General features: G+C 62.3%; 25 protein-coding genes. 16 read left to right on the top strand and 9 right to left on the bottom strand.

Going from position 1 to position 23878, the window contains the following annotated elements:
- The 3 genes from BV106_RS03445 to BV106_RS03435 form a co-directional block, all read left to right on the top strand.
- On the top strand, positions 1 to 1703 hold a 1703-nt coding region (locus tag BV106_RS03445), incomplete at its 5' end, for an ABC transporter permease (protein ID WP_038160548.1).
- A 127-nt stretch (positions 1704 to 1830) separates the two neighbouring features.
- Positions 1831 to 3243, top strand: coding sequence for an HlyD family efflux transporter periplasmic adaptor subunit (locus BV106_RS03440; RefSeq protein ID WP_051944935.1), 1413 nt, complete (start codon positions 1831 to 1833; stop codon positions 3241 to 3243).
- A 214-nt stretch (positions 3244 to 3457) separates the two neighbouring features.
- Positions 3458 to 3778 carry a DUF4844 domain-containing protein gene (locus BV106_RS03435; protein ID WP_038160523.1) on the top strand — a complete coding sequence of 107 codons (321 nt, stop codon included), beginning with the start codon at positions 3458 to 3460 and terminating at the stop codon, positions 3776 to 3778.
- Between the two features lie 621 nt (positions 3779 to 4399).
- Here BV106_RS03435 and BV106_RS03425 read toward each other — a convergent pair.
- The 4 genes from BV106_RS03425 to BV106_RS03410 form a co-directional block, all read right to left on the bottom strand.
- Positions 4400 to 5767 carry an ectonucleotide pyrophosphatase/phosphodiesterase gene (locus BV106_RS03425; RefSeq protein WP_081891491.1) on the bottom strand — a complete coding sequence of 456 codons (1368 nt, stop codon included), beginning with the start codon at positions 5765 to 5767 and terminating at the stop codon, positions 4400 to 4402.
- A gap of 202 nt (positions 5768 to 5969) precedes the next feature.
- Positions 5970 to 6632 (bottom strand): response regulator transcription factor, encoded by a 663-nt coding sequence (locus tag BV106_RS03420; RefSeq protein WP_038160517.1) that lies wholly within the window; start codon positions 6630 to 6632, stop codon positions 5970 to 5972.
- A complete protein-coding gene (locus BV106_RS03415; RefSeq protein WP_081891490.1) occupies positions 6629 to 8698 on the bottom strand; it encodes a discoidin domain-containing protein in 2070 nt (689 codons plus the stop codon). Before BV106_RS03415 ends, BV106_RS03420 begins: the two co-directional genes overlap by 4 nt.
- A gap of 105 nt (positions 8699 to 8803) precedes the next feature.
- Positions 8804 to 10342: a neutral/alkaline non-lysosomal ceramidase N-terminal domain-containing protein gene (locus tag BV106_RS03410; RefSeq protein WP_081891489.1), complete on the bottom strand. Its 1539-nt coding sequence runs from the start codon at positions 10340 to 10342 to the stop codon at positions 8804 to 8806.
- A 150-nt stretch (positions 10343 to 10492) separates the two neighbouring features.
- Between BV106_RS03410 and BV106_RS03405 the strand changes: the two genes are divergently transcribed.
- The 5 genes from BV106_RS03405 to BV106_RS03385 all read left to right on the top strand — a co-directional run bounded on the left by BV106_RS03405 (position 10493) and on the right by BV106_RS03385 (position 12989).
- Positions 10493 to 11056, top strand: coding sequence for a TetR/AcrR family transcriptional regulator (locus tag BV106_RS03405; protein WP_038160511.1), 564 nt, complete (start codon positions 10493 to 10495; stop codon positions 11054 to 11056).
- 93 nt (positions 11057 to 11149) lie between these two features.
- On the top strand, positions 11150 to 11470 hold the full coding sequence (gene trxA / locus BV106_RS03400; protein ID WP_038160508.1) for a thioredoxin: 321 nt from the start codon (positions 11150 to 11152) through the stop codon (positions 11468 to 11470).
- 28 nt (positions 11471 to 11498) lie between these two features.
- Positions 11499 to 11942 (top strand): DUF5069 domain-containing protein, encoded by a 444-nt coding sequence (locus BV106_RS03395; RefSeq protein WP_038160504.1) that lies wholly within the window; start codon positions 11499 to 11501, stop codon positions 11940 to 11942.
- 26 nt (positions 11943 to 11968) lie between these two features.
- On the top strand, positions 11969 to 12574 hold the full coding sequence (locus BV106_RS03390; protein WP_038160502.1) for a pyridoxamine 5'-phosphate oxidase family protein: 606 nt from the start codon (positions 11969 to 11971) through the stop codon (positions 12572 to 12574).
- 4 nt (positions 12575 to 12578) lie between these two features.
- On the top strand, positions 12579 to 12989 hold the full coding sequence (locus tag BV106_RS03385; protein WP_038160499.1) for a nuclear transport factor 2 family protein: 411 nt from the start codon (positions 12579 to 12581) through the stop codon (positions 12987 to 12989).
- 430 nt (positions 12990 to 13419) lie between these two features.
- Here BV106_RS03385 and BV106_RS03380 read toward each other — a convergent pair whose 3' ends face one another.
- Positions 13420 to 14061 (bottom strand): hypothetical protein, encoded by a 642-nt coding sequence (locus BV106_RS03380; protein ID WP_038160496.1) that lies wholly within the window; start codon positions 14059 to 14061, stop codon positions 13420 to 13422.
- 342 nt (positions 14062 to 14403) lie between these two features.
- Here BV106_RS03380 and BV106_RS34995 point away from each other — a divergent pair, with 342 nt between their 5' ends.
- From BV106_RS34995 to BV106_RS37035, 7 genes are all read left to right on the top strand, one after another.
- Complete coding sequence (locus tag BV106_RS34995) at positions 14404 to 16422, top strand: PAS domain S-box protein (protein WP_265595297.1); 2019 nt, start codon at positions 14404 to 14406, stop codon at positions 16420 to 16422.
- 17 nt (positions 16423 to 16439) lie between these two features.
- The gene (locus BV106_RS03370; protein WP_051944929.1) at positions 16440 to 17105 is read left to right on the top strand and encodes a response regulator transcription factor; all 666 of its coding nucleotides are present in this window, start codon (positions 16440 to 16442) and stop codon (positions 17103 to 17105) included.
- A gap of 212 nt (positions 17106 to 17317) precedes the next feature.
- Positions 17318 to 17914, top strand: a complete 597-nt coding sequence (locus tag BV106_RS03365) for an isochorismatase family protein (RefSeq protein WP_051944925.1) — start codon at positions 17318 to 17320, stop codon at positions 17912 to 17914.
- Positions 17915 to 17974: 60 nt separating this feature from the next.
- The gene (locus tag BV106_RS03360; RefSeq protein WP_038160493.1) at positions 17975 to 18799 is read left to right on the top strand and encodes an alpha/beta hydrolase; all 825 of its coding nucleotides are present in this window, start codon (positions 17975 to 17977) and stop codon (positions 18797 to 18799) included.
- A gap of 40 nt (positions 18800 to 18839) precedes the next feature.
- The gene (locus BV106_RS03355) at positions 18840 to 19592 is read left to right on the top strand and encodes a glucose 1-dehydrogenase (protein ID WP_038160491.1); all 753 of its coding nucleotides are present in this window, start codon (positions 18840 to 18842) and stop codon (positions 19590 to 19592) included.
- Between the two features lie 49 nt (positions 19593 to 19641).
- A complete protein-coding gene (locus tag BV106_RS03350; RefSeq protein ID WP_038160489.1) occupies positions 19642 to 20136 on the top strand; it encodes a hypothetical protein in 495 nt (164 codons plus the stop codon).
- A 75-nt stretch (positions 20137 to 20211) separates the two neighbouring features.
- The gene (locus BV106_RS37035) at positions 20212 to 20706 is read left to right on the top strand and encodes a hypothetical protein (protein ID WP_051944922.1); all 495 of its coding nucleotides are present in this window, start codon (positions 20212 to 20214) and stop codon (positions 20704 to 20706) included.
- A gap of 21 nt (positions 20707 to 20727) precedes the next feature.
- Here the strand turns inward: BV106_RS37035 and BV106_RS03340 are convergent, their stop codons facing one another.
- Genes BV106_RS03340 through BV106_RS03330 form a run of 4 tightly spaced genes read right to left on the bottom strand, consistent with a single transcriptional unit; the run spans position 20728 to position 23167 of the window.
- The gene (locus tag BV106_RS03340) at positions 20728 to 21990 is read right to left on the bottom strand and encodes a cyanate transporter (RefSeq protein ID WP_051944919.1); all 1263 of its coding nucleotides are present in this window, start codon (positions 21988 to 21990) and stop codon (positions 20728 to 20730) included.
- Positions 21990 to 22499, bottom strand: a complete 510-nt coding sequence (locus tag BV106_RS03335) for a nucleoside deaminase (protein WP_051944941.1) — start codon at positions 22497 to 22499, stop codon at positions 21990 to 21992. The genes BV106_RS03340 and BV106_RS03335 overlap by 1 nt, the downstream gene beginning before the upstream one ends.
- 27 nt (positions 22500 to 22526) lie before the next feature.
- Positions 22527 to 22742 carry an ankyrin repeat domain-containing protein gene (locus tag BV106_RS38070; protein ID WP_265595296.1) on the bottom strand — a complete coding sequence of 72 codons (216 nt, stop codon included), beginning with the start codon at positions 22740 to 22742 and terminating at the stop codon, positions 22527 to 22529.
- On the bottom strand, positions 22694 to 23167 hold the full coding sequence (locus BV106_RS03330; RefSeq protein WP_265595295.1) for an ankyrin repeat domain-containing protein: 474 nt from the start codon (positions 23165 to 23167) through the stop codon (positions 22694 to 22696). Before BV106_RS03330 ends, BV106_RS38070 begins: the two co-directional genes overlap by 49 nt.
- Before the next feature lie 115 nt (positions 23168 to 23282).
- On the opposite strand from BV106_RS03330, the gene BV106_RS03325 reads away from it, so the two are divergent.
- A partial coding sequence (locus tag BV106_RS03325; protein WP_051944937.1) for a LysR family transcriptional regulator occupies positions 23283 to 23878 on the top strand: 596 nt, incomplete at its 3' end.

The following is a 23878-nucleotide window of genomic DNA, read 5'->3' as shown; positions in this document are numbered from 1 at the left end:
CAGGCACCGCGCCCGGCCCCGTGCTGGCGGAGATGGATCGTCTCCTGATCAACTATGGGGCACTGGGGGCTTACACGAGGAAGGATCATGCTTCCGCCATGCGGCTGGATGACGAAATTCGCGTGCTGACCGCGCTGTCTGTGGCTTACCCCGTGGTGTTCCTGAGCGTGGCGGCCTTCATGGTGAATGCGGTGCTCGCACGCCTGGTGCGGCTTCAGCGGGAGCAGATCGCCCAGCTCAAGGCGCTGGGTTACTCCTCGACCCAAGTGGGGTTCCACTACATGAAGTTCGCCCTCGTGATCGTGGTGCTGGGCACCATTCTTGGCGGCATTGCCGGGCGTTACATGGGCGGTGGGCTGGTGAATCTCTACACCATGTTCTTCCGGTTCCCATCGCTGGAATTCACCTTCGACTTCAGCGCTCTGGGGCTGGCTCTATTGGTGAGTGCGGGAGCTGCTTCTCTGGGCGTGGTCAAGGTGGTGCGGCAGGCGGTGAAACTGCCGCCTGCGGAGGCCATGCGCCCGGAACCGCCTGCGGATTTCAAGCCTTCGATTTTGGAGCGGCTGGGATTGACCAAGGGATTCAGCCCAGGCTTCCGCATGGCTTTGCGAAATATCGAGCGCAAGCCGTGGCAGGCCTTGTTTACCATGTTCGGCCTCTCCCTGGCCACCGGGCTGATGGTGCTGCCTGGCGCGATGAACGACAGCATCGACTACCTGCTCACCTATCAGTGGAACCTGCAGCAGAGACAGGACGTGGTGGTGTTTCTTACCGAGCCCGCTTCACCCACGGGGTTCCATGATATCGAGCATTTGCCTGGGGTGTTGCGCGCCGAGCCCGTGCGCAGTGTGCAGGCGCGGCTGCGGTACGGTCATCATTCCCGCAAGCTGGCCATCACCGGCATGCCCAAAGGAGCCAGCCTGAACCGCCTGCTGGATGACAAGGGGAACACCATCGTCCTGCCCGATGAAGGACTGGTGATGTCGGAGAAGCTTGCCGAGATCCTCGGAGCCCGGATTGGCGATGAGGTGCAGGTAGAAGTGTTGGAGGGTCAGCGACCGCTGCGACGAGTCGCCATCACAGGACTCATCACCGACTATGCAGGCGTGCAGGCCTATATGGATATCGCCAGCCTGCGCCGCATGATGCGGGAGGGTGATACGATCAATGGCGCGTATCTGAGCGTGGATCAGGCGAAGTGGGCCGAGTTCATGCGAGAGGCCAAGGACACTCCTCGTGCCTCCATCGTGCTGGTGAAGAAAGAGCAGCTCGCCGCCTTCCGGAACACCACGGGGCAGAGCATCGGCATTCTCCGGCAGCTCTACTTTACCCTCGCGGTCATTGTGGCTTTCGGTGTGGTGTACAACAGTTCGCGCATCGCCCTCTCTGAACGCAGCCGGGATCTGGCCACGCTCCGGGTGGTGGGCTTCAGCCAGAAGGAGGTGGCCAGCGTGTTGCTGGGTGAGCTGGGTCTCCTGGTTCTGGGTGCCCTGCCGATGGGACTGCTCTTTGGTCGAGGCCTCACCACCTTTATCATCAATTCCTTCAGCACCGAGACCGTGCGCATGCCGCTGGTCATCAATCCCGCCACCTACTCTGTGGCAGTGATTGTGGTGCTCTCTGCCGCCGGTCTCTCCTTCCTGGTGGTGAGCCGCCTGATCAAGAAGCTGGACATGGTGGGCGTGCTGAAGGCGAGGGACTGACCATTGAAATTAAGAATGATGAATTTGGAATTAGTAATGACTGAGACGGCAACGAGGGCGTTGGCCCAGAGTTGAGCGCTGCCGTCATCCACCGCTCACCACTTACCTCTTACTCCTTACCGATACCATGGCCACCGACTCCACCCCCATCGTCAAGCCGCAGAACACCGAGGCCGCGCCTTGGGACGCGAAGCGCAACAAGTCCAAGAAGGGACGTTTCCGAAAGTTCCTCATGTGGGTCTTCATCCTCGCCATGGTTGGCTTGGTGGGTTATGGGCTGAAGCCCAAGCCGGTCGAGGTGGAACTGGGAGAGGTGAGCAAAGGACCGCTGACGGTGAATGTGGTGGAGGAGGGTAAGACCCGCATCCGCAACCGCTTTGTGATCTCCGCTCCGGTGGCCGGGCAGATGCGCCGGGTGCCTTTCAAGGCGGGGGACGTCATTGAGGCCAACAAGACGGTGATCACCACCATTGCGCCAGTGACCACCCCGTTGCTGGATCCTCGTGCCAAGGCGCAGGCCGAGGCGCGCTTGCAGGGGGCAGATGCCAGTCGGGATCGCGCCAAGCAGTCGCTGGAAATGGCCCGCACCGCCGACAAGTTTGCCCAGGCCAACTGGGAACGGAACAAAGGGCTGGCCAAGACGGGCAGCATCTCCGTGACGGATCGGGACAACGCCGAGCGGGATGCCGACATGCGGGCACGGGAGGTGCGTGCGGCGGAGTTTGCCCAGAAGGTGGCAGAGTATGAGTGGCAGCAGGCCAAGGCGGCGCTGCTTCAGATCGAGTCCCCGGTGGGCACGGATGGGGCGCCCGGTGCCGAGGTGGAACTGCGGGCTCCTGTCTCCGGCCGGGTGCTGAAGGTGCAGCAGGAGAGCGCCATGGTGGTGACCCCGGGTGTCGCGATCATGGAGATCGGCGATCCCTCAGATATCGAGATCGAGGCGGAGATCCTTTCGCGTGATGCCGTGGCCATCAAGCCGGGCGCGGATGTGCTCATCGAGCAATGGGGTGGCGATGCGCCGCTGAAAGGGCGCGTGCGCCTCGTGGAGCCTGCGGCCTTCACCAAGGTATCCGCCCTGGGGGTCGAGGAACAACGCGTGTATGTGCTGAGCGATCTGGTGGATCCGCCCAAGGAAGCCGCGGCGCTGGGCGATCGCTACCGGGTGGAGGTGCGCGTGGCAGTGTGGCAGCAGCCGGATGTGACGCTCATTCCCGCAGGGGCACTGTTCCGTGAGGGGAATGCCTGGAAGACCTTTGTCTATGACACGGGCGGCCATGGCGCGGGCTCAGGCTCAGGCAGCGTTGGCACTGAGGCCCATGCCACTGGCAACGGCACCATGGACCGTCTGAAATCCGCTGTGGGCGACAAGGTCAAGAATGGCGTGAGCGCCAAGGCGAAGAAGATCGATGTCAACGCAGGTCGCACCGACGGCCGCCAGACGCAGGTGTTGGGCGGGATCGAGGTGGGAACGAAAGTGCTGCTGCATCCGCCGGACAGCGTGAAGGACGGCGTGGCGGTGATAGCGCGAGGGGAGGGGTGATGTTGGCGAGAGGAGGCGCTTTTTGAGACAGGATTAACAAGATTTTTTAGGATTAACAGGATGGGGTCTTCAGGTTTTTTTTATGATGGATGATTGAGTGGGAGGTTTGACGTGGCCTCATCTCCACGGGTGAGTTGGTAGAGGGTGCGGGGATGCGGATGGGTGGCTCCATAGTTTTAGTTTTCAGCGCTACGGAGTCGCGCTATGCATTCGCATGCCACTCTCCTACTCCTCTGCCACCCTCGCCGACCTGCACATGCTGATTGAGCAGGTGAAGTTCAACGAAGAGGAATACTACGCCGGTGCCCCCACGGAGGAGATCCGGGAAGACTGTGAGCGGATGGTGAACACGTTCATTCAGACCGTCGTCATGGCCCTGAAGCGCGGGGCGGAATTGGAGGACATTTTTCAACTGGCCCAGAAGCTGACCATCGCCTTTGAAGACGAGGAGACCGAAGAGGCCGAGCGGGCGGATGAATACATCGCGGAGGTGATGAACATCCTAGAGATTGAGGATTGGGAGGACAATGTGTAGCGTTGGAGTGTAGCGACGGGTCCAACTTTCAGAGCGAGCTTTTATGAATGATGGAGGCGATACGCAAGGCACCGGTGAGTTGCAGTGGCGTTACATCTATCGGCCAAGAGTGAGGAGGCTCTCCGGGGCCGACTCGGATCACGACGAGCATCACAAGTGGTCGATGTTGACGCAGGAGCTAACGCCCGGTCTCAAGGCAGGTCACAACGAATTCGTCCCGCTCAACGCGGAATCTATTATTGCCGAGGCAAGGGCCAGGCTGAAGAACCGAACGGCCGGCGGGGAGTTGAATCCGAACCCGGAGGGTTCACCATGAATAGCCACGGGTTAGGCGAGTTTAGCGAGCCAAACCCGTGGAAAGTGTCAATGCCGTGCTACCGCGGAGCGGTAGGCCTTGGGCGGGTGGGGCATGCGTGAGGCGTTTGATCGCGCTGATGGCCTACCGCTCCGCGGTAGAGTTCCCGCTCCACGTTTCCCATGGGTTTCAGTCGCTACGCTCGTTTCACCCATGGCTATTCATGGTGAACCCTCCGGGTTCGAGGAGTCAGCCGGAGTGCGTGGATCAGCGAATGAAAACGTGCAGGCTTGCTGCTTGCGAAATGGAAATAGGGAGCTGCCAATCTACTTCCCGCCCTCCAGGATCTCCTCCAGCACACGCCCTTCCACATTTGGGATCTGGAGCTTCAGGAGCTTGGCGATAGTGGGGGCGACGTCGAGGTTGGCCATGCGGGGGAGCACGACGCCGGGTTTGATGCCGGGGCCGGAGGCGATGAAGATGCCGTCCAGCTCGGGATCGCTGGCGAGGTAGCCGTGGGTGCCGGCGTAGTTCTCGGTGGGTCCGGCGGTCACATCCCCGGCGGCGCTGTTGTTGAAGGCGTAGCCAGCCTTGGGGTAGAGGATGAGGTCGCCGACGCCCTGGTTCTCCTCCGGGGTGGGCATGCCCAGGGTGGGGCCGTCGGTTCCCTCGATGACCTTGTCGATGCCCTCGGCCTGGCTGAAGAGTTCCTTGAGCTTGGGCAGGAACTCGGCCCGGCGGGCGGGATCGGTGACATAAACAAAGGCCATGCCGCCCTGGGTGACGGCGGCCGCTTCGCACTGGCGGATGTTGGGGCCGAGGGCGCGCACCAGACCGGCCTGCTTGAGGATGACATTTGGGTACACGTACTTCTGCACCTTCTTGAACCCATGGTCGGTAGCGATGAAATAAGTGGTGCGGTCCTTCATGCCCGCCTTCTCCACCGAGGCCACGAGGTCGCCGATGAGGCGGTCGGCATAAGCGAGGGCGGTGTAGCTGGGCCAGCTCTGTGGACCGTAACGGTGGTGGTTCGCATCCGTGTTCAGTGTGTGATACATCAGGAAGTTCGGCTTGTGCTCCGTGAGCATGTGAATGGCGGCCTGGGTCCAGGTGGAGTCGCGCCAGGCGATGTTCTTGCCCTGAGGGCCTTTGTGGAACCACGTGACCTGCTCGGGCGTGAGGAGGCCCTTGGCGATCATCTCCTTTTCAATGGGGCCTTCGGCGTTGGGGAGTTCAGGGAAACTCCACGTGATGGTGGGGGCGCGCGTCACCGCGACCCAATCGGCTTCCGCCGTCGTGAGATTGGCTGCATGGGCCAGATCATAGAGCGTGGGGGCAAAGACCAGCTTGTCCTTGTCCACCCATTGTTCAATCACCGGCGGCTTGTCCACGCCCTGACGGACCAACAGGCCGTTGAAGAGAACGCCGTGCTTCCGGGGAGAAACGCCGGTGACCAGCGTGGTGTGATTGATCCAAGTGATGGAGGGATTGGAAACGGTCATCGCCTCCGTGCTGGCACCTTCGGCGGCCAGCTTGCGCAGATTCGGCAACGGCAGCGATGGATCCTTCCACATGTAAGCCGGGAAGCCATCCACGCTGATGAGCACGACACTTCGATCCTTGGGCTCCAGCGCAGGGGCGAGGAGCGGGATGCCGAGGCAGAGGGCGAGTGTCAGCGTGAGAGGGAGGCGCATTCCGGTAAGTGGTGAGAAGTAAAAGGTGAGTGGTGGAATACGGGGGCTGCGGCGGGAAATTGCGTCACAAAAATTATGAATTATGAATTATGAATTAGGAATGAATTGCCCAGGCCACAGGCAAAGATCCTCGGAAGCGTCATCCAAAATTCAAAATTCCTAATTCATCATTCATAATTTTAGAAACTGCCTCTGTGGTTGTCTAAATCAATCTTTCCTTCAGCGCCTTTGCCACTGCACCGGTTCTTGTATTGACCTCGAGTTTTTCATAGATCCTTCTCAGATAGGTGTCCACGGTGTGGACGCTGAGGGTCAGGCGGTCGGCGATTTCTTTTTTGATGAGGCCTTTGACCATGAGGTCGAGGATCTCTTTCTCGCGGGCGCTGAGGCCGTAATCGCGGGTCTTGGGGGCGAGTTTCGAGAACATCTCCAGCACGCGGCGGGCGATGCGAGGGTTCATGGGCGAGCCGCCTTCTAGGGCTTCACGGAGGGCGGCGACAATGGCGTCGGCCCCGGCGGTTTTCAGGAGATAACCAGCGGCCCCGGCGCAGATGGCCTCAAAGATCTTCTCATCATCCTCGAACACAGTGAGGATGATGACGAGGGTGTTGGGGCTGCGTTCGCGAAAGAGGCGGATGCCCTCCAGCCCGCTCATGCCGGGCAGGCCCACGTCCAGGAGGATGACGTCCGGGCGGGTGAATCGGGTGAGGCCATCAAGCGCGGACTCGCAGGAATCGAAATCATGAGCACAAGAGAGGTCCGGCTCGCTCTGGACCACGCGGGCCAGGGTGCGGCGGAAGGAGGCGTGGTCCTCCACGATCCAGATGATCCGGGGGGCGGAGGAGTCGGTCGGGGTGTCCGTCATGGGCGGGTGGGGGTGGAGGAGGAAAGGGGGACGGTGAGGGTGACCTTGGCGCCGGGTGTGCCAGGGGTAGAGGAAAGCACCACATCTCCGCGCAAGGCGGCGGCGCGGTGTCGCAGATTGGCCAGACCGCTGCCAGTGGAGGCGGTGGCAGGATCAAACCCGCGACCGTTGTCCTCGATCACGAGTTGAAAGCGGTCCCGGTTCCAGTTCACCTCCAAGTGGACCGCTGTGGCGCGCGCGTGGCGCACGACATTGTGCACGGCTTCCTTGAAGAACAGGAACACGTGGCGGTGGAAGTCGAGGGAGGCCGCGAGCTTGGGGGCATCATCAGGAATCTGTAGATCCCAGGCATAGCCTTGAAGCTGGGTGGTGGCGCTCTCTCGCAGGGCCTGCATGAGGCGGTCCAGCGTGGGCTCGCCGCCCTCCCGCACCAGCCAGACGATGCCGCGCATGGACTCGGCCGCCTGGCGGGACATGCGGTGAATCTCATCCAGCGTGGCATGGGCATCCTCTGGCGACTCCCGCAGCGCCAGCTCGCTGGCCAGGGAGATGCTGCCGAGGTGACTGCCGACCTCGTCATGCAGGTCGCGGGCAATGCGCTGGCGCAAGGCCTCCATCTCCCGCTGCCGGGCACGGCGGGCGCGCATCGATGAAACAATCATCAGGGCCACGGCGACGGCAGAGAGTCCTGCCCCCCACCAGAGAGCATGGCGTTGGGCCACGGAGAGGGCGGCGGCGGCGCGGGAGGCCAGTTCCTCCCGGGCACCCTCCAGTTCCCGCCGCTGGGAGAGCTGTTGAAGCCAGACAGGCCACTCCACCAGACGACCGTTGGCCGCCAGGCCGTCCATGAGCCACTCCCGCTGCCAGAGCGGCGCAAACACATCATCCGAGGCGGTGACCTTCACCCCGGTGTCCAGGGCGATGTTCCTGCCGCCGGAGTACACCTGCATCTCTGAGAACGCGATAACGTAGTCGTCACCACGGGGCCAGAGGCGGGTGGCCGTCATGCGCAGGTAACGGGCGCGGTGCCCGTGGAGCGGAAAGGGCACCGGATTGTCACCAGGGTTCGGGAAGGGGGTGGCTGCCGCCTCAAAGAGCACCTTGGGATTCAGGAAACTTTCTTCATCGGACCCCTCCAGCCGGAACCAGGCAGGAAAGCCAAAGCCAGCCCGGTCAGGGAAATCGGCGGGATGGGTGGGAACAAACCGCACTTCATCCAGCGGCTGCACACTGCCCAGATCCATCTGCACCCAGGAGGAATGCTCCGGTGTGGCATGAATGGCGGAGTGCCAGCCGTTGGTGGCCTTGGAACCGGGGATGACCGGCAATCCCAGGGCGCTGATGCCATCCACCAGATTGCTCTTGCTCCAGGTGGGGGCGGTCTCGCTGGCCTTGGAGGAGGTGACTGGGCAACGCGCGGAGACCACGGCGGCATTTGAAAAGACCAGCAGCTCTCCCAGGCAGAAGTAAAAACGCGGGGCGTTGCCCGCGGCGAGCCGGGTGGCGGTGAACCGTACATAGCGCCCCTCCTGGCCTGCCGCGGGGAGGTAGACCGGGGCCATGGCCCGTCGGAAGTCGCTGCCAGTGTGGTCAAAGAGGGTGGTTGATTCCGCGAACTCTGGATCGTGGGAGATGTCCACGCGGAAGCGGGAGGGGAATCCGTAGGCAGTGGTCCCCCCCAGGAACGCGGGGATCACCACCACGGCGTCCAGCGGCATGACCCGCCCCAGATCCACCTGCACCCAGCGCACACTTTCGGCGTCGGGAGCCCAGCCGCTGTGAAACCCAGCGTGCTCATGGGCCTGGGGGTTTGGGAGGGGCGGCAACTGGGCCAGTTGGGCATCCAGCGCCTGGGTCTCCTGTTCCAGGCTCCGCAGGGGTGGGTGAAACCATGACCAGGCGGACGCGGCCCGGAGCGGGGTGGTATCCAGCGAGGCGACCGCCAGGAAGGCCATCACCCAGCACCGCCGTGCCCATGCCGGACGGCATGGGCGGAAGCGGGCGGGAGCGCCGGATGTTCCCCGGCTGCCTCCCGCTGGATGGGTGTCGCCTGGGCTCAGGAGCATCACAGAATGGAAGTCAGGACGTCCATTCTGGCGCAGGCCGGAGCCGCAGGCGAGCGTTTTAAGGCGCAATCCCGGTGAGCGGCGGGTGCCTGGGAGGGCCGCTCATCAGGAGCCGGAGGCCTTCAGCTCCGCCAGCATCTCCAGCAGGTGGCGGGTCATGATGACGGAGGCATCTTTCTGCACGGTGTTGGTGCCCAGCCAGGTCTCATAGCCGCCCAGCTCATGTTGATGAGGGGGCGGCAGGTAGCCGTTGGCCCCATTGGCCAGCTCGATCATGAAGGTTCGCGGAAACGGACTCTTCTTTTTGATCTCCAGCCCAATTTCCACCAGCACCTCGAAGGGCATGGTCACGATGGCCTGATCGCCAATGCGAATGGCCTGGAGCAGGACGGAGACTTTCTCGGGACCTTCCGCCGCTCCGATGGTGCGGTGGGCATAGTTCACAGCCAGACGAGGCAGGTTCTTGGCCTCCTCATCGGTGAGCTTGGCGGTGGCTTTGGCTTTCTCCAAGGCTTCCGGAGTGGGGCGGCGGCGCTCCAGCTCGATCTCACGCTGCAGGATGGCGATGGGCAGGTCGTCCTGCCGCTTGGCGTTGCGCACGGCGCGCCAGGAGGCATCGGCCACCTTGGCCGCCACCAGGCGGATTTGCTCATAGGGCTGGCGGGGGGCACGGGTGCCGTTGAAGTCGATGTTGTTGATGTCGCCACTGGTGCCGTTGGAAAGCACGGCCACGAAATCCTCCGGCGGTTTGCGACCGCCCACTCGCGAGGGCATGACGCGGGCGTACTCGCCAAAGTAGTCCGCGGAAACAACTCCCTCCGGCAGATCGCCCACATAGTGCAGGGCGTAGTTGGCCAGGAAGGCAAGCGGGCGCGCTCCCTTGCGCGTGCGGATGTCCAGCACGGAGACTTCCGGATCGGTGGGGCCTGCGGGCTTCACGATGTCGGCCCGGTTGGGATTCATCTTGACCTTGTCGTACTCGCCAAAGGGATTGAGCGGCATGGTGCCTTCCTTCAGATACCAGCGGCGGTTGAACACCTCATCCGGCACGGCATCGGAGCCAAAGGCGATGGAAGCTGGTTGCAGGCGACCGATGGCATCAATGACGGACTGGGCGATGCCGGCTTGAGCCTTTTGCCGGTAGGCCTCGGCGGCCTTGGTCCCACCCGTGCCGGAGATGGAGGGGGCGGTGTGCGTGTGTGTGGCGGCGATGAGCATTTCCTCGGTCTTCCAGCCGGTGGCTTCCGCTGCCTTCTGCTTGATCGCATCCAGGGTCTCCCGGTTGATCATGAGATTGTCCACGATGACGAGGACCGCGCGGCCTGATCCGTTCTGCACCGCGATGGCCCGGGAGGTGAGGGGATCGTTGAGGGTGGCACTGGCCCTGGGGGTAAAGGAACCCCGCAGGGAGAGCGGCCATTGGTCCGGGGAAATATCCGCCACCGCCGCCCCGGCGTGGAAGCCTGAGGCAGGTTTGGATGGCGGCACCGGGGCAACGGAAGGGGCTGGCGTGACAGGTGTGGACGGTGTGACCGGTTGCTCCTGGGCCGTGGCCAGGTAGAGGCAGCCCAGAGCGGGCAGCAGGGTGACGCCAAGGGGAATGAGAAACGAGCGCCGACGGGTGGGGTGGTTGCGCGGGGTCATGGAAGGTGCAGGCGGTTTGAGAGGACGAAGACAAAAACGGTGTGAAGTGGGCCGATCTTCTCCCTGCCTGTCGCCCGGCCGAGCAGCGGGTGAGGGCTAACCTGGCAAAATTCTTTTGACAATACAGACAAGTCTGTCTAAGATTCAGCCATGTCCGATGCTCGCAACCAGATCCTCAGCACCGCCGCCGCGTTGTTCGCGAGCCGCGGGTATGAGCTGGTGGGCATCAATGAGATCATTGAGAAGTCCGGCGTGGCCAAAGCGACGTTCTACGCCCACTTCAAGAGCAAGGAGAAGCTCTGCCTGGAGTGGCTAAAGGCCGATGCAGCAGAGACGGCGACAGCGCACGAGAAGCTCCTGGCAGATCCCCGGCCGCCGCTGGAAAAGGTGGCAAAGAAGTTCGACGGCCTGCGTCGGTATGTGAAGGGCTCCGACTTCCGCGGGTGCCCGTTTTCGATCACGGCCTCCATGTTGGAGGCTTCCAGCGAGGTCCGGGAAACCATCCGCGCGCACAAGGCGGGCAACCGCGAATTTTGGCAGGAGCTGGCGGCGCAGGTCAGAGGCGGCGCTTCGGCAGAATCCCGGCTCCTTGGCGACACGTTTTTCCTGTTGTACAGCGGCGCGGTGATGGAATCGCAGAACGCCCGCAGCACCTGGCCGGCTGACTCTGCCAAAACAGCGGCACTGGCGCTGTGCGAGGGTCTTCCGGCATAAGCAGAAAGAGTTTTTCATTGAACACAAAACAGACAGACTTGTCTGTCTATATTAAGCCCCAAAGATCAACCCAACTGCGAAAGCATCAAATGTATGAAAGCTATTGAACTCAGTTCCCAATCCTTCGACCAAACGCTGGCCTCCACCTCGCAGCCCGTGCTGGTGGACTTCCACGCCGAGTGGTGTGGCCCTTGCCGCATGATGGGCCCGGTCCTCGAACAGGTGGCGGGTGAGCAGCAGGGCAAGGCGGTGGTGGCCAAGGTGAATGTGGATGACGCTCCCGACCTGGCGCAACGCTACGGCATCAGCAGCATCCCCACGCTGATCGTCTTCAAGGACGCCCAGCCGGTGGCTACGGTGCGCGGCGCGCAGTCCAAGTCGGCTATCGAGTCCCTGATCGCCCGCGGCGCTTAAACGGCTCCGTCCAACCGTATCACTCCCCATGAAAGCACCTGATCTCACCCAAGCCCCGCCGCGCAGCCCCCGAGTCCGCCTGGGCGGATACACCATCCTCCCCCGCCTCCTCGACAAAGCGCGGGCATCGATCGCCGGCACTCTTGGGGAGTACCGCTACGGCAACCCCACCGACTGGCACTTCTACCGCTTCACGGGCATCGATCCCGATGCCCTGCTGGAGAGGGTGAAGGCCGGCGGCGGGGACTGGGCGATCCTCCAATGGGTTCAGGAAACGGCACCCCACAAACGCAGTCCGTTTGAGATTGCCCAGTGGGCGGCCTGGACGGAAACCTTTGCCTATCATGGCGTCGAACGCCGCGACTGGTTCACTGCCGAGATCCGGCGGCTGAATCCGGAGCGGGATGACATTGCCACCGTGTTCGACCGCCTCGACCTTGATGATTATGTGGCCTTCGGCGGCGAGGCCTGATTTGAACTTCAACCTGTATCCTTGCCATGGCTGAGCGATATCGTGAAATGGTCAGCACCCCCGCCGTGCTGGAGGCGCAGCAGCATTATTTTGGCAAGGCCCGGGTGCCTGCCCCCGCCAGCCAGGATGACCGACTGACCCCTGAGGAGGCGATGTTCATCGCCACCCGGGACAGTTTCTACATGGCCAGTGTGACCGAGACTGGCTGGCCGTACCTGCAACATCGCGGAGGTCCTCCAGGCTTTCTCAAAGTCCTGTCTCCCTCCGAGCTGGCCTTTGCGGATTTCCGTGGGAACCGGCAGATGCTCAGCACCGGCAATGTTTCTGTGGATGATCGTGTGAGCCTGTTCCTGATGGACTATCCCAACAAGGAACGTCTCAAGATCATGGGTCACGCCAAGGTGCTGGATGCTCGTGAGCATCCTGATCTGGTGAAGAAGGTGGCCCCGCCGGAAATGGCCGCCCTCACGGAGCGCGTGTTCGTCATTCAAGTTGTTTCCTTTGACTGGAACTGTCCCCAGTACATCACCCCGCGCTATACGGCTGAAGAGGTGGAGGCGGCGGTGGCGCCGATGAGAGCCCGCCTCGCTGAACTTGAAGCCCAACTTGCCAGCCAAAACAAACCAAAGTAAAACCATGAACCCAAGACCTCCCCTCCCTCCCTTCACCGAAGAAAGCGCCCGTGCCAAAGTGCAGGCTGCCGAAGACGCCTGGAACAGTCGCGACCCCGAGCGGGTCTCGCTGGCCTACACCGAGGACACGGAATGGCGCAATCGCGCGGAGTTCGTCAACGGTCGCGCCGCTGTGGTCGAGTTCCTCAAGCGCAAGTGGTCACGGGAGCTGGACTACCGGCTGAAGAAGACCCTCTGGGCCTTCACCGGGAACCGCATTGCCGTCCGTTTTGAATATGAGTGGCACGACGACAGCGGCCAGTGGTACCGCAGTCACGGCAATGAGAACTGGGAGTTCGATGAGCTGGGGTACATGAAGTACCGCTATGCGAGCATCAATGACCAGCCGATTGCGGAAGCGGATCGGAGGCTTTGAAGTCGGTGCGTCGGTGCGTCGGTGCGTCGGTGCGTCGGTGCGTCGGTGCGTCGGTGCGTCGGTGCGTCGGTGCGTCGGTGCGTCGGTGCGTCGGTGCGTCGGTGCGTCGGTGCGTCGGTTGGGGTTCGAGGTAACGTTCTGAAAAATAGCCGTGATGGGACTTGCGGTCCTGACCGCATAAATGCGGAACTCCAACCCTGCTGGAGGACCGGAGAGGGTTGGAGTTCCGCGTTTACGCGGTGAAGCTCTGCGGACGTTCGGTGTATCTACTTTGCCAGACCGTGCAGTCAGTAATAGGAGCGAGGGACATTCCTGTCCCGGTTCGTTGCAAGCGTCCCATGAGATTGCATGGGGTCTCGCGGTCAGGCCATCTGTGCTGTAGGGCGCTTGCGCTACAGCGTTGATCGGCCCAGGGTCTGTCGAAGCTGCGCTACCGCGAATTTGTATCCTGGGGATAAGGTGTAAACTGGCGCAGGATATCGTCGACCTTCCTTAGCACGGTCTTGGCCTCCTCACTCTCAGGGTTGGCTGGTATGACTAGTCGGCGTCCTTCTGTCCAGACGCCATGTGAACGCCAGTGGAACTGGGGGCGCATCCGCACTTGTTCTTCTGCTGTCAGAAATTCCAGGTAAGTGGCCCACTCTTCAGCGGACGTCGGCGAGAGAAACTGGTGCATTCGCATGTAAGGTACGTTCGGTGGAAACTTGAACGGAATGGTGTTCAACGCCTTTTCCAGAGCAGCGTTGGTGGTTTCCTTCTGTTTTGTGGCCAGTTCTGTGTAGTTTTCGGGATCAATGAAGGGCACTAACTTGATGGAGAAAGAGGACTGGCGGAACTCGTCTGCCGGTTCGCTATTCAGACCTCCATAGCGTCCATTTACCATGATGTCGCATGTGAGGCAGATCGTCCTGTCACTTGCGGAAAAATGCAGGGTCCAATGCTCATCGATGATGGAGCCTAGCAACGCTAGCAGTTCGATTTGGGCCTGAACGGGAGACGGGTTCTTGTCTTCCGCTCGGGAGCTGCCGAGGACGACGCATGCGAGAACAAACGTAAGAATGAATCGCTTCATCTGGATTGGGGTCTGTGTGTCACTCCCGCAGTGAGAGAGAAATTCTTGAAATAGAGGATGTCGACGCACGCTTTTCCGGTGGCGTAGAACCAAACTCCAAGAAACGTGGTCACCAGAACTGCGCATGCTACCATGCCCGTTCGGGAGCCTCGCGAGCGTGGTGCCAAAACGAGCAGATGCGATGGGGGGCTGGCGGTTTGCTCCGCTTCCATAGGGAGTTTTCTGCCGTGAAATGGGAGAATACGCAAGCCAATTCCCGCAATCTGACTCAACAGTGAGATGGTGACGATGCGACTTTCTTTTCGGCATTGATCGACCGCCAATTCATGGTTCGATGTCAGGGTGAGCAAGGTGCCGCCCGATCCCCTGACCCAACTCCCACCGGACTCGGAGGCTGGGTTGCGCTGGGAATTGGAGCGATGCCGGCAGCAGCTTGCCGATTGTCACCGTCGCATGGAGCAGATGGAGGGGTTCTTCCATCACATCGCCGAGGCGGTTTTCATCGCGGAACCGGATGGGATGATTGTGGATGCGAATCCAGCCGCCGCTGCCCTCCTGGGCTACTCGGTGACAGAGCTCAAGGGGATGCGACCGTGGGACTTGGTGGTGTGTGCGGACCGGGAGGAGATCCTCGCGGAGATGGCTTCCGCCACAGTGGGCGGAGGGCGGGCGGTCTGGCGCACTTGCCGCTGCCAGGACGGCACAACGAAGGAAGTGTCGCTGCGGCTGGCACGAGGCCACTTTGGAGGGCGGGAGCTGGTCATCTGCTCTTGCCATGACGTGACCGAGCAGCGGGTCACCCAGACTTCATTGGAGTCTGCCCTGCGCGAGATGGAGGCACTCAAGGAGCAGTTCCAGCTCGCCACCCACACGACGCCGGGCCTGATCTGGAGCGCACTGCCGGACGGGCACGTGGATTTCCTGAACCAGCGCTGGCTCAGCTACACGGGTCTTAGCATGGAGCAGGCGGCAGGCTGGGGGTGGGCGGCGGCGGTGCATCTGGAAGATCTGCCGCAGCTCGAAGGTTACTGGCGGGCGTTGTTGGTCTCCGGCAAGCCGGGGGAGGTCGAGTGTCGCCTGCGCCGTCACGATGGCGTGTATCGCTGGTTCCTTTTTCGAGGAGTGCCGCTGCACGATGCCACGGGCACGCTCGTGAAGTGGTATGGCCAGACCACAGACATCGATGACCGCAAGCGGGCGGAAGCGGTGCTGACATCGGAGAAGCGTCTTCTGGAGATGATCGCCCGTGGGGATGAACTGCCGGGGGTGTTGCAGAGTCTTTGTGGTCTCATGGAGGAGGCCTTTCCGAACACGCTCTGCAGCATTTTGCTCCACGACGAGGCCACGCAAAGGCTGCGGCACGCGGCACCCTCCCGCCTGCCGGAGGATCTTGTCCAGGCGGTGAATGGCGCGCTGATCGGCCCTGAAACCGGGCCTTGTGGGAGAGCGGTGTTCTTCCGGCAGCAGATTGTGGTGGCGGATATTGAGGCCGATCCCTATGGCTGCCTGTACCGGGATGCCGCACTGGGAGGTGGGTTGCGCTCTTGCTGGTCGTCTCCCATCCTGGCTTCCAACGGCCGGGTCCTGGGCACGTTTGCCAGTTATACCCCTAAACCGGGATGGCCCACGCCCCGGGAACAACGCCTCACCGAGCAGTGTGCCCACCTCGCCAGCATCGCCATCGAGCGCAAGCGGGCTGCCGATGAGCTGCGAGCCTCAGAGCAGCGGAGGGCCTCTGCGGTGATCGAGGAGCGGAACCGCATGGCCCGGGATATTCACGACACCCTGGCCCAAGGCTTCACTGGAGTGATCATCCAGCTCGAGGCTGCGGCGGATGCCCGGGGCCAACATCTTGAGGAAGAGGCGGACCAGCACATCGCACGGGCCAGTGAGCTGGCCCGGGAGAGCCTGGCAGAGGCGCGTCGTTCGGTGAGGGCCCTGCGTCCTCTGGCCCTGGAAACCCGGCCCCTCGGGGATGCCTTGGGGGAGCTGTTCCAAAAGATGACGGCAGGAACAGGTTTGAGAGCGCTGCTCCACGTGGAGGGCTCTCCGCCGCTGTTGCCTGCCGGATGGGATGAGAACCTCCTGCGCATCGGGCAGGAGGTGCTGACCAACACTCTGCGCCACGCCGGGGCAACCGAGTTTGAGTCCTGGCTCGTTTTTGGTCCGGAGGGGGTCCGGTTTCAATTGCGCGACAATGGCCGGGGATTTGATCCTGGGGCGCGCAACGACGGCTTCGGCCTGTTGGGAATCCGCGAGCGGGCACTGGCCCTGGGGGGCGCGTTGACGGTGGAGAGCTCGTCCGGTAACGGAACCAGGGTGGTCATTGTCTTGCCCTGCGGCAAAAATGCGGAATCATAGCGGCGCACCTTCATCCCATGAGCCAGGGTTCTAGCACACACCGATTCTGCGACAGCCCCAGCACCGGCACCATCCGGGTGCTGGTGGCGGATGATCATGTGACCGTGCTGGAGGGGCTGGCGTCCATCATTGGGCGACAGGCAGACATGGAAGTGGTGGCCCAGGCGGCCAATGGCAGGGAGGCGGTGGAGCTGTGGAGCCAGTGTCAGCCCGATGTGGCCCTGCTGGATCTACGCATGCCCGTGCTGGACGGCGTGGGGGCGATCGAGGAAATACGGCAAAAGCAGCCGGGCGCGAGGATGGTGGTGCTCACCACGTTCGACACGGACGCGGACATCTCCATGGCGATCAAGGCCGGGGCAAAGGGGTATCTGCTCAAGGATGCGCCGCGCGAGGAGCTGCTGGCCTGCATCCGCAAGGTGTATGCTGGGGAGACGGTCGTGTCACCAAGCCTCGTGGCCAAGCTCGCCTCGGGTCTGGCCAACGAACCGTTGACCGGCCGGGAGCTGGAGGTGCTGGGGTTGCTGGCCAAGGGGCGGAGCAACAAGGAGATCGGCACGCATCTTTACATCGGGGAGACGACGGTGAAGTCCCATTTGCGGAGCATCTTCACGAAGCTCAACGTCCTGAGCCGGACCGAGGCGGTGGCCACTGCGAGCAGGCGGGGTTTGGTGCAGCTTTAGACCACCGTAGGTGCCAGAGTGGCCGCATCCTCTTTGAGGAAGAACCACCTTACAGACTCGGAAACGGCGGGCATCTCATCCAAAAGGAGGAGACGCTTCTCATCCCTCGGAGGGGTGGTAAATCCGCCCGCCCGGGCACTGGCGGAGGAGGAGGTCGTGGAGCAAACTGGAAGCGGTCAACTGACGCCCCACCACGGGAAGGGAATGACGACATGAGTGTGAGCACCACCGACAAAGGCCTGCTGACCCCGGACAATTGCACGGTCATTTTCATCGACTTTCAACCTGAGATGCTGCCCGAAGACTCCAGCCTGAATGAAGACTCGCCGGCGGGCCTGCTGGCCCGGACGGCGGCGCTTTTCAGTCTCCCGGTGATCATCACGGTGGCGGGCGGCGGAGCTGCCGCACCCTGGCTTTCGCGGAGGTTTCCTGATACCCAAGTGATCCGGCGGACCGGCATCAATGCGTGGGACTGCCCCAAGTTCCATGCGGCGCTCCGACAGTCGGGGAGGCGGAATCTGGTGATGGCCTCGCCTTTCGCGGAGGTTTCCCTGGTCCTGCCGGCGCTCCAGGCGCTGACGGATGGCTATGGCGTCTATGCTGTGGAAGACGCCTCCTCCGGACGCAGCAAGCTGGCACGGCGAGCTGCCTTCCGGCGCATGGCGCAGGCGGGCGCAGTGTCCCTCACGGCGCTCCCGTTTCTACTGGAGCTGCAGCGCGACTGGTTCGACGGCCCCCGCACTGATGCAGTGAGATCCCTCCTGGCAGACCACGGGCTGCGAACTCCAGGCCCTGACACCGAATCTTGACTCCCTTTTCAGAACTTCTTCAGACAGTCAGACAAACAAACCATCCATCCTTCGACAATTATGAGCAAGTTCACCACCAAAGACGGCACCGAGATCTATTTCAAAGACTGGGGCAAGGGTCCGGTCATCACCTTCAGCCACGGCTGGCCTCTGACTGCCGACGCCTGGGAGGCACAGATGTTTTTCCTCGCATCCCAGGGCTTTCGCTGCATCGCGCACGACCGCCGTGGGCATGGACGCTCCAGCCAGCCGTGGGATGGGAACCACATGGACCAGTACGCAGATGATCTGGCAGAGCTGTTTGATCTGCTGGACCTGAAAGACATCATCATGGTCGGTCACTCGACCGGTGGTGGCGAAGTGGCCCGGTACATCGGCCGCCATGGCACGGCACGCGTTTCCAAGGCCGTGCTCATGGGGGCAGTGCCGCCCATCATGGTGAAGACAGAGGCCAATCCCGGTGGTCTGCCCATGGAGGTGTTCGAAGGCTTCCGACAGGCCTATCTGGTGGATCGGTCCCAGTTCTTCCTGGACGTGGCCAGCGGTCCTTTCTTCGGCTTCAACCGGCCGGGGGCCAAGGTTTCACAGGGCCTCATCCAGTCCTGGTGGGCGCAGGGCATGATGTCCGGTCACAAGAACGCGTATGACTGCATCAAGGCCTTCTCGGAAACCGACTTTACCGAGGATCTCAAGCGGTTCGATGTGCCTACGCTCATCATCCACGGAGATGACGACCAGATCGTGCCCATCGGCGCTTCCGCCCATGAAGCGGTGAAACTCATCCCCAACGCCGAACTCAAGATCTACCCCGGTGGCACCCACAGCCTGGGGGACACCAGCAAGGATCAGCTCAACGCCGACCTGCTCGCCTTTGCGCAGAGCTGAGATCGCCCCCGGGAACAATCTTCCATCCGTCCATCTTCCTATGCCCACTCAATCAAAACTGTCCGGCAAGACAGCCATCGTCACCGGAGCCTCCAAAGGCATCGGTGCCTCCGTTGCCAAATACCTCGCCGCAGAGGGCGCGTCTGTGATCGTCAACTACTCATCCAGCAAAGAAGCTGCTGATCAGGTGGTGGCAGAGATCATCGCCGACGGCGGCAAAGCCGCAGCCGTGCACGCCAACATGTCCAAGCAAGCGGACATCGAGCGTCTCTTCGTCGAGACCAAGGCGCTCTATGGACAGCTCGATATCCTGGTGAATAACGCCGGGGTGTACGACTTCGCCCCGCTGGGACAGATCACCGAGGAGCACTTCCACAAGATGTTCAACCTCAACGTGCTCGGGCTCATCCTCGCCATGCAGGAGTCGCTCAAGTACTTTGGCGAGGCGGGAGGAGCCATCGTCAACGTGAGCTCGGTGGTGGCCACCTATTCCCCGGCCAACTCCGGTGTGTACAACGCCACGAAGTCTGCTGTGGATGGCCTGACCCGCACGTTCTCCAAGGAACTGGCTCCCAAAAAGATCCGGGTGAACTCGATCAATCCGGGACCTATTGAAACAGATGGCGTGCATGCCCAGGGGCTGACTGACAAGTTCCGGGAGATGGGGGCGGGCCTGCCCTTGGGGCGTGTGGGCCAGCCTGCGGACATCGCCACCGGCGTGGTGTTCCTCGCTTCAGATGACTCCTCCTGGATGACAGGGGAGACCCTCTACGTCGCGGGCGGTCTGCGGTGAGTTCAGGAGTCAACACATCCTCTTTCAACCTCATCAGAAAGGAACAGCCATGGGATTGACCACATTGGGCCTCATTCATACCGTCATCAGTTTGGTGGCGGTCTTTGCCGGAATCTACGCCTTCATCAGGGACAAGCAGATCATCACCGGCAACACGGTGGGCCAGATCTACCTCTGGGGCACCATTCTCACCTGTGTCACGGGATTTGGCATCTATGAGCATGGGGGCTTTGGGGCTCCGCATGCGCTGGGTGTCATCACCTTGGTGGTGTTGCTGATCGCGTGGGGCGCAGGCACCCGCGGTTGGTTCGGCAAGTCCGGCAAGGTGGTGGAGGTGGTGAGCTACTCGGTCACCTTCTTCTTCCACATGATCCCGGCCATCACGGAGACCACCACGCGTCTGCCAGTGGGCAACCCGCTGGTGAAAGACCGGGAAGGGCCGGAGCTACAAGCCGCGGCGGGCGTGTGCCTGGTGCTGCTGTTGATCGGCGCGTTCCTTCAGATCCGGCGTTTGCGTGCAGGGAAGCCTGCCGGGGCGCGGTGATATTCCTTGTCATCCCAGAGTGAGGTGGCTTCAATCAGGACTCTTGGTCGGACTGGTCTCCCGCCACTTTTCCTCATGAAAGCCCCCTCTCTGCTTTGCATAGTCGTCTTGCTGCTGTCCATGCTTGGGGTGGGATGCCGCACGCTGAGTCCAGGCGGCGAACAAACTTCCTACTATGGGAGGTTGTTCGCGTCAGCCGACTCGGTGGTGCTTTATTCCCTGAACCCACGGCGAAGCCGTGATGCCGTCGATGAGACGTTGCACGGGTACAAGGTGCTTGGGCAAACGCTCCTCAACAAGGAACAGTCCCAGCAGGTGGCGGAGGAGCTGTACAAGGCGGAGAAGGCCTCCGATGGATCGAGTGTGAGATGCTTTGTGCCACGACACGGGGTGCGGGCGGTGGCTTCGGGGCACACCCACGATTTCCTGATCTGCTATCAATGTTATCAGGTCTATTGGTTTCAGGATGGCAAGCAGGTGGCGACGGTGACCGTGGAAGGTTCGCCCCGCTTCCTCAACCAGCTGCTTCAAGACGCACGCATTCCATTGCCTACAAATGGTCCAGGCTGAACTGGCCCCTTGTGCCGTGATTCACGGAAGGGAAGCATCAAGTTTTGGAGGCGGCCCCTGTCGGGTGATCATGTCCTCCCTGCCAGCCAGAGCCTCTGCATAACCTGCGGGTGCCAGCTTGATCGTCAGTCCCGCCACGATAGCGATGCAACCCAGATGCACCAGCCATCCGGCGGTGAATCCGTCCGTGTAGTCGTGCAGCACGGCGGCCAGCCAGGGGGCAAGGGCGGCAATTAAGAAGCCTCCCCCCTGCATCACGGCGCTCAGCGCGGCAGCATGAGCCGGGCGATGGTCATGGTCGAGAGCCACCACCATGAAGAGGGCGAAGAAGCCCCCCAGACCTGCGCCGCCCACGGCGGCCCAGAGCTTGGGCGAGAGATCTGGCATTGCAGCGAGGCCCGTGAAAGCCACTGCCTGCAGGGCCAGCGATAGCCAGAGCCAAGTGCGGCGGTCCAGATTGCGGCGGGCGAGGATGGGCAGCAGCAAGGCGGCCGCGGCTTGAGAAAGGGTCATGACGGCCACCAGGCTGCCACTGCCTGTCGCGCTCCAGCCGTGCGTCTGATAGAACGGGGCCAGCCAGGCCACGAGGGAGGAGTAGCCGCCATTCACAAGGCCAAAGCAGAGCATGAGTAGCCAGGCCCGCGGGCAGCGCAGGAGAGGAGCGAGCGGAACGGGGCGGGTCTTGGGACAAGCGTCGGACGTTGGAAGGGCGATCCAAGCCAACCCCAAGGCCAACAGACAGGGCAGCCCCAGGATGGCGAGCGCGATGCGCCAGTCACCCAAGGTGTGGGCCATCAGCGGTGAGAGCTGCGCGCCCAGGGCTCCGCCGCCCATCATGGCCGCAGAGTAGAGGCCCATCACGGGCGCCAGCCAGAGAGGCATCTGTGCCTTGATCACGGCAGGAAATATCGCCTGCACGATGGCCACGCCCAGTCCGCACAGGGCCGCTGTGCCAATGAGTGCGAGACCGCTGTGAGCTTCAAAACGCAAGAGGGAACCCAACCCAAGCATGGCAAGCGCGATCAAGATGGCGCGTCGTGAGCCCAGCTTGCGGGCCACCCAGGGCGAGGCAAAAGCGCCGGCTCCCATGAGGGCCACCGGCAGAAAGGTGAGCCAGGCCATGCCCTGCTGGGAGAGGCCGGTGCTGCGCTGGATGTCCGCCGCCAGCGGACCGGCGGCGGTGAGGAAGGAGCGCAGGTTCACACCCGTCAACACCACGGTGGCCAGCAGCAGAAGCATGCGGGCCGGGCGGGCGGTCAAGGTTGTTTCCTCGTTGGAGTGCATCACGAGAGCGTGGTGACCTGGATGCCGCGGGCTTTCGCCCAGGTTTCATAGGGGTGGCATCCCTCCACCTGGGGTGGGACATGAACCAGGCGGAGGTGGCGCAGGCTGTTGGTCATGCCCAGTTCCTCGTAAATCGCAGCCGTGGAGAGGCCATAGGGCTCAGCCTCGTGGTTCGTGAAGGCGTAGCAGACCTCATTGATGCCCGCCATCCGCATGGCGGCCAGGCACATGGGGCAGGGGTGACCGCTGGCATAGACGGTGCAGCCTTCCAGCAGCGGGGACTGCAGCACCTGGCTGGCGGAGCGTACGGCCAGCATCTCTGCGTGGGCAGTCGGGTCGTTGGTGATGTTTATTTCATTGACCCCGCGGGAGATCACCCGCCCGTACTTCACCACCACCGCTCCGAATGGCCGGCCGCCTTCAGAGATGTTGGCCACGGCCAGGTCAATGGCTTCCTGGAGAAAGGCATCCGACGTGACAGGGGTGGGGGTGACAAGGGTCGTCGTCATGATCTTGAGCAAAGCGCGGCGCTGATCTCAGCGACCACCGGAAGCGAGGAGCAGCGCGGCCATTTCCATCTGCCCACGCTGCGTCGCGTGTTTCAATGCAGTGACTCCTTCACCATCGGGAAGGTTCACATCAGCCCCTGCATCGAGGAGGAGGCGGGCAATTGCGACATAGGCCGCGCTGCCATCGCCAAAGATCACTGCCTGCAGCAGGGCGGTCCAGTCGAGCCAGTTGATGTGATCCACTGAACGCCGCTCTCGAGAAGCATCCTCACCGTGTCTGCATCCCCGCGTTCGGCAGCGGCCATGAGGGCAGTACTTTCAAATCGGTCCGTGCTGTGGACATTGGCCCCATGGCGGAGCGTCAGCGCCAGCAGATCCGGCATGCCCTGGGAGGCGGCCGTCATGAACGGGCTGGCGAGCACGGCATCCCGCGCATTCACGTCTGCCCCTGCCTCCATGAGCAGGCGGGCGGTTTCCACATGATTGCCCTGCACCGCAGCGAGCAGGGCGGTCCGGCGGCGCTGGTCCCGCGCCTCCAGAGGCACTCCATCCTGGAGAGCTGCCAGGACCTCGCGGCTGTCGCCCCGACTGGCCGCCGCCACGAGTCGCACCGCCGATGAAGAATCGGTGGTGGCCGAGGCGTGAGCGGAAAAGGGGTCCGAGATCATGGCGCAGAGCGGGAAGCAATGGTGACCGGGACGGCAGGGGAACAGGGGTTTGAGAGTTCCCTTACCGTTTCAGAGGCTACGCAATGTGCTTAGTATTTGGAAATTAAATCATGGCATGCTATCTATTGCATTTGTGAATGTTTCGCTTCTGGACCTGGAACTTTTGCGGACGTTTGTCGCCGTGGTGGACTGCGGCAGCTTCACGGTGGCGGCGGGGCGGCTTAGCTCCACGCAGTCCACGGTGAGCCAGAAGATCGCCCGGCTGGAAGAGCAGGTCGGCCATGCGGTGCTTGATCGCAGCCGGCGCGATGTGCGCCTGACGGCGGCTGGGGAAAGGCTCATTGGCTACTCTCGCAGGTTGCTCGCGCTGAATGAGGAGGCGGTGGATGCCCTCTCCCGCGGGGTGGTGGAGACGACCATCCGCCTGGGAGTGCCAGAGGACTTCGCGGCTGGACGGCTCACTGGCATGCTGGTGGAATTCACGGGCAGGCATCCGAATTTGAAGCTGGAGATCACCAGCGGACTGAGCCGCGATTTGCGGAGGCTCTTTGAGAGGGGCGAGCTGGATCTGGGCCTCATCAAACAGCGGAAGGGCACCGAGGAAGGCGTCCAGCGATGGCGCGAACCGCTTTGCTGGGTGGACAGCCGGGCCAATCCTGCGTTTGACCGGGACCCGGTGCCCTTGGTCGTGTTTCCACCGCACGGATTGTA

The organism is Verrucomicrobium sp. BvORR106 (assembly GCF_000739655.1).
Lineage (GTDB): Bacteria > Verrucomicrobiota > Verrucomicrobiia > Verrucomicrobiales > Verrucomicrobiaceae > Verrucomicrobium.
Note: the sequence above shows the minus strand (reverse complement) of the source record. Positions and strands in the feature narration are given on the sequence as shown.

Coding starts and splice junctions, on each gene's coding strand:
- BV106_RS03440 (WP_051944935.1), top strand. CDS start 1,831: ATGGCCACCGACTCCACCCCCATCGTCAAGCCGCAGAACACCGAGGCC.
- BV106_RS03435 (WP_038160523.1), top strand. CDS start 3,458: ATGCCACTCTCCTACTCCTCTGCCACCCTCGCCGACCTGCACATGCTG.
- BV106_RS03425 (WP_081891491.1), bottom strand. CDS start 5,767: ATGCGCCTCCCTCTCACGCTGACACTCGCCCTCTGCCTCGGCATCCCG.
- BV106_RS03420 (WP_038160517.1), bottom strand. CDS start 6,632: ATGACGGACACCCCGACCGACTCCTCCGCCCCCCGGATCATCTGGATC.
- BV106_RS03415 (WP_081891490.1), bottom strand. CDS start 8,698: ATGCTCCTGAGCCCAGGCGACACCCATCCAGCGGGAGGCAGCCGGGGA.
- BV106_RS03410 (WP_081891489.1), bottom strand. CDS start 10,342: ATGACCCCGCGCAACCACCCCACCCGTCGGCGCTCGTTTCTCATTCCC.
- BV106_RS03405 (WP_038160511.1), top strand. CDS start 10,493: ATGTCCGATGCTCGCAACCAGATCCTCAGCACCGCCGCCGCGTTGTTC.
- trxA (WP_038160508.1), top strand. CDS start 11,150: ATGAAAGCTATTGAACTCAGTTCCCAATCCTTCGACCAAACGCTGGCC.
- BV106_RS03395 (WP_038160504.1), top strand. CDS start 11,499: ATGAAAGCACCTGATCTCACCCAAGCCCCGCCGCGCAGCCCCCGAGTC.
- BV106_RS03390 (WP_038160502.1), top strand. CDS start 11,969: ATGGCTGAGCGATATCGTGAAATGGTCAGCACCCCCGCCGTGCTGGAG.
- BV106_RS03385 (WP_038160499.1), top strand. CDS start 12,579: ATGAACCCAAGACCTCCCCTCCCTCCCTTCACCGAAGAAAGCGCCCGT.
- BV106_RS03380 (WP_038160496.1), bottom strand. CDS start 14,061: ATGAAGCGATTCATTCTTACGTTTGTTCTCGCATGCGTCGTCCTCGGC.
- BV106_RS03370 (WP_051944929.1), top strand. CDS start 16,440: ATGAGCCAGGGTTCTAGCACACACCGATTCTGCGACAGCCCCAGCACC.
- BV106_RS03365 (WP_051944925.1), top strand. CDS start 17,318: ATGAGTGTGAGCACCACCGACAAAGGCCTGCTGACCCCGGACAATTGC.
- BV106_RS03360 (WP_038160493.1), top strand. CDS start 17,975: ATGAGCAAGTTCACCACCAAAGACGGCACCGAGATCTATTTCAAAGAC.
- BV106_RS03355 (WP_038160491.1), top strand. CDS start 18,840: ATGCCCACTCAATCAAAACTGTCCGGCAAGACAGCCATCGTCACCGGA.
- BV106_RS03350 (WP_038160489.1), top strand. CDS start 19,642: ATGGGATTGACCACATTGGGCCTCATTCATACCGTCATCAGTTTGGTG.
- BV106_RS37035 (WP_051944922.1), top strand. CDS start 20,212: ATGAAAGCCCCCTCTCTGCTTTGCATAGTCGTCTTGCTGCTGTCCATG.
- BV106_RS03340 (WP_051944919.1), bottom strand. CDS start 21,990: ATGCACTCCAACGAGGAAACAACCTTGACCGCCCGCCCGGCCCGCATG.
- BV106_RS03335 (WP_051944941.1), bottom strand. CDS start 22,499: ATGACGACGACCCTTGTCACCCCCACCCCTGTCACGTCGGATGCCTTT.
- BV106_RS03330 (WP_265595295.1), bottom strand. CDS start 23,167: ATGATCTCGGACCCCTTTTCCGCTCACGCCTCGGCCACCACCGATTCT.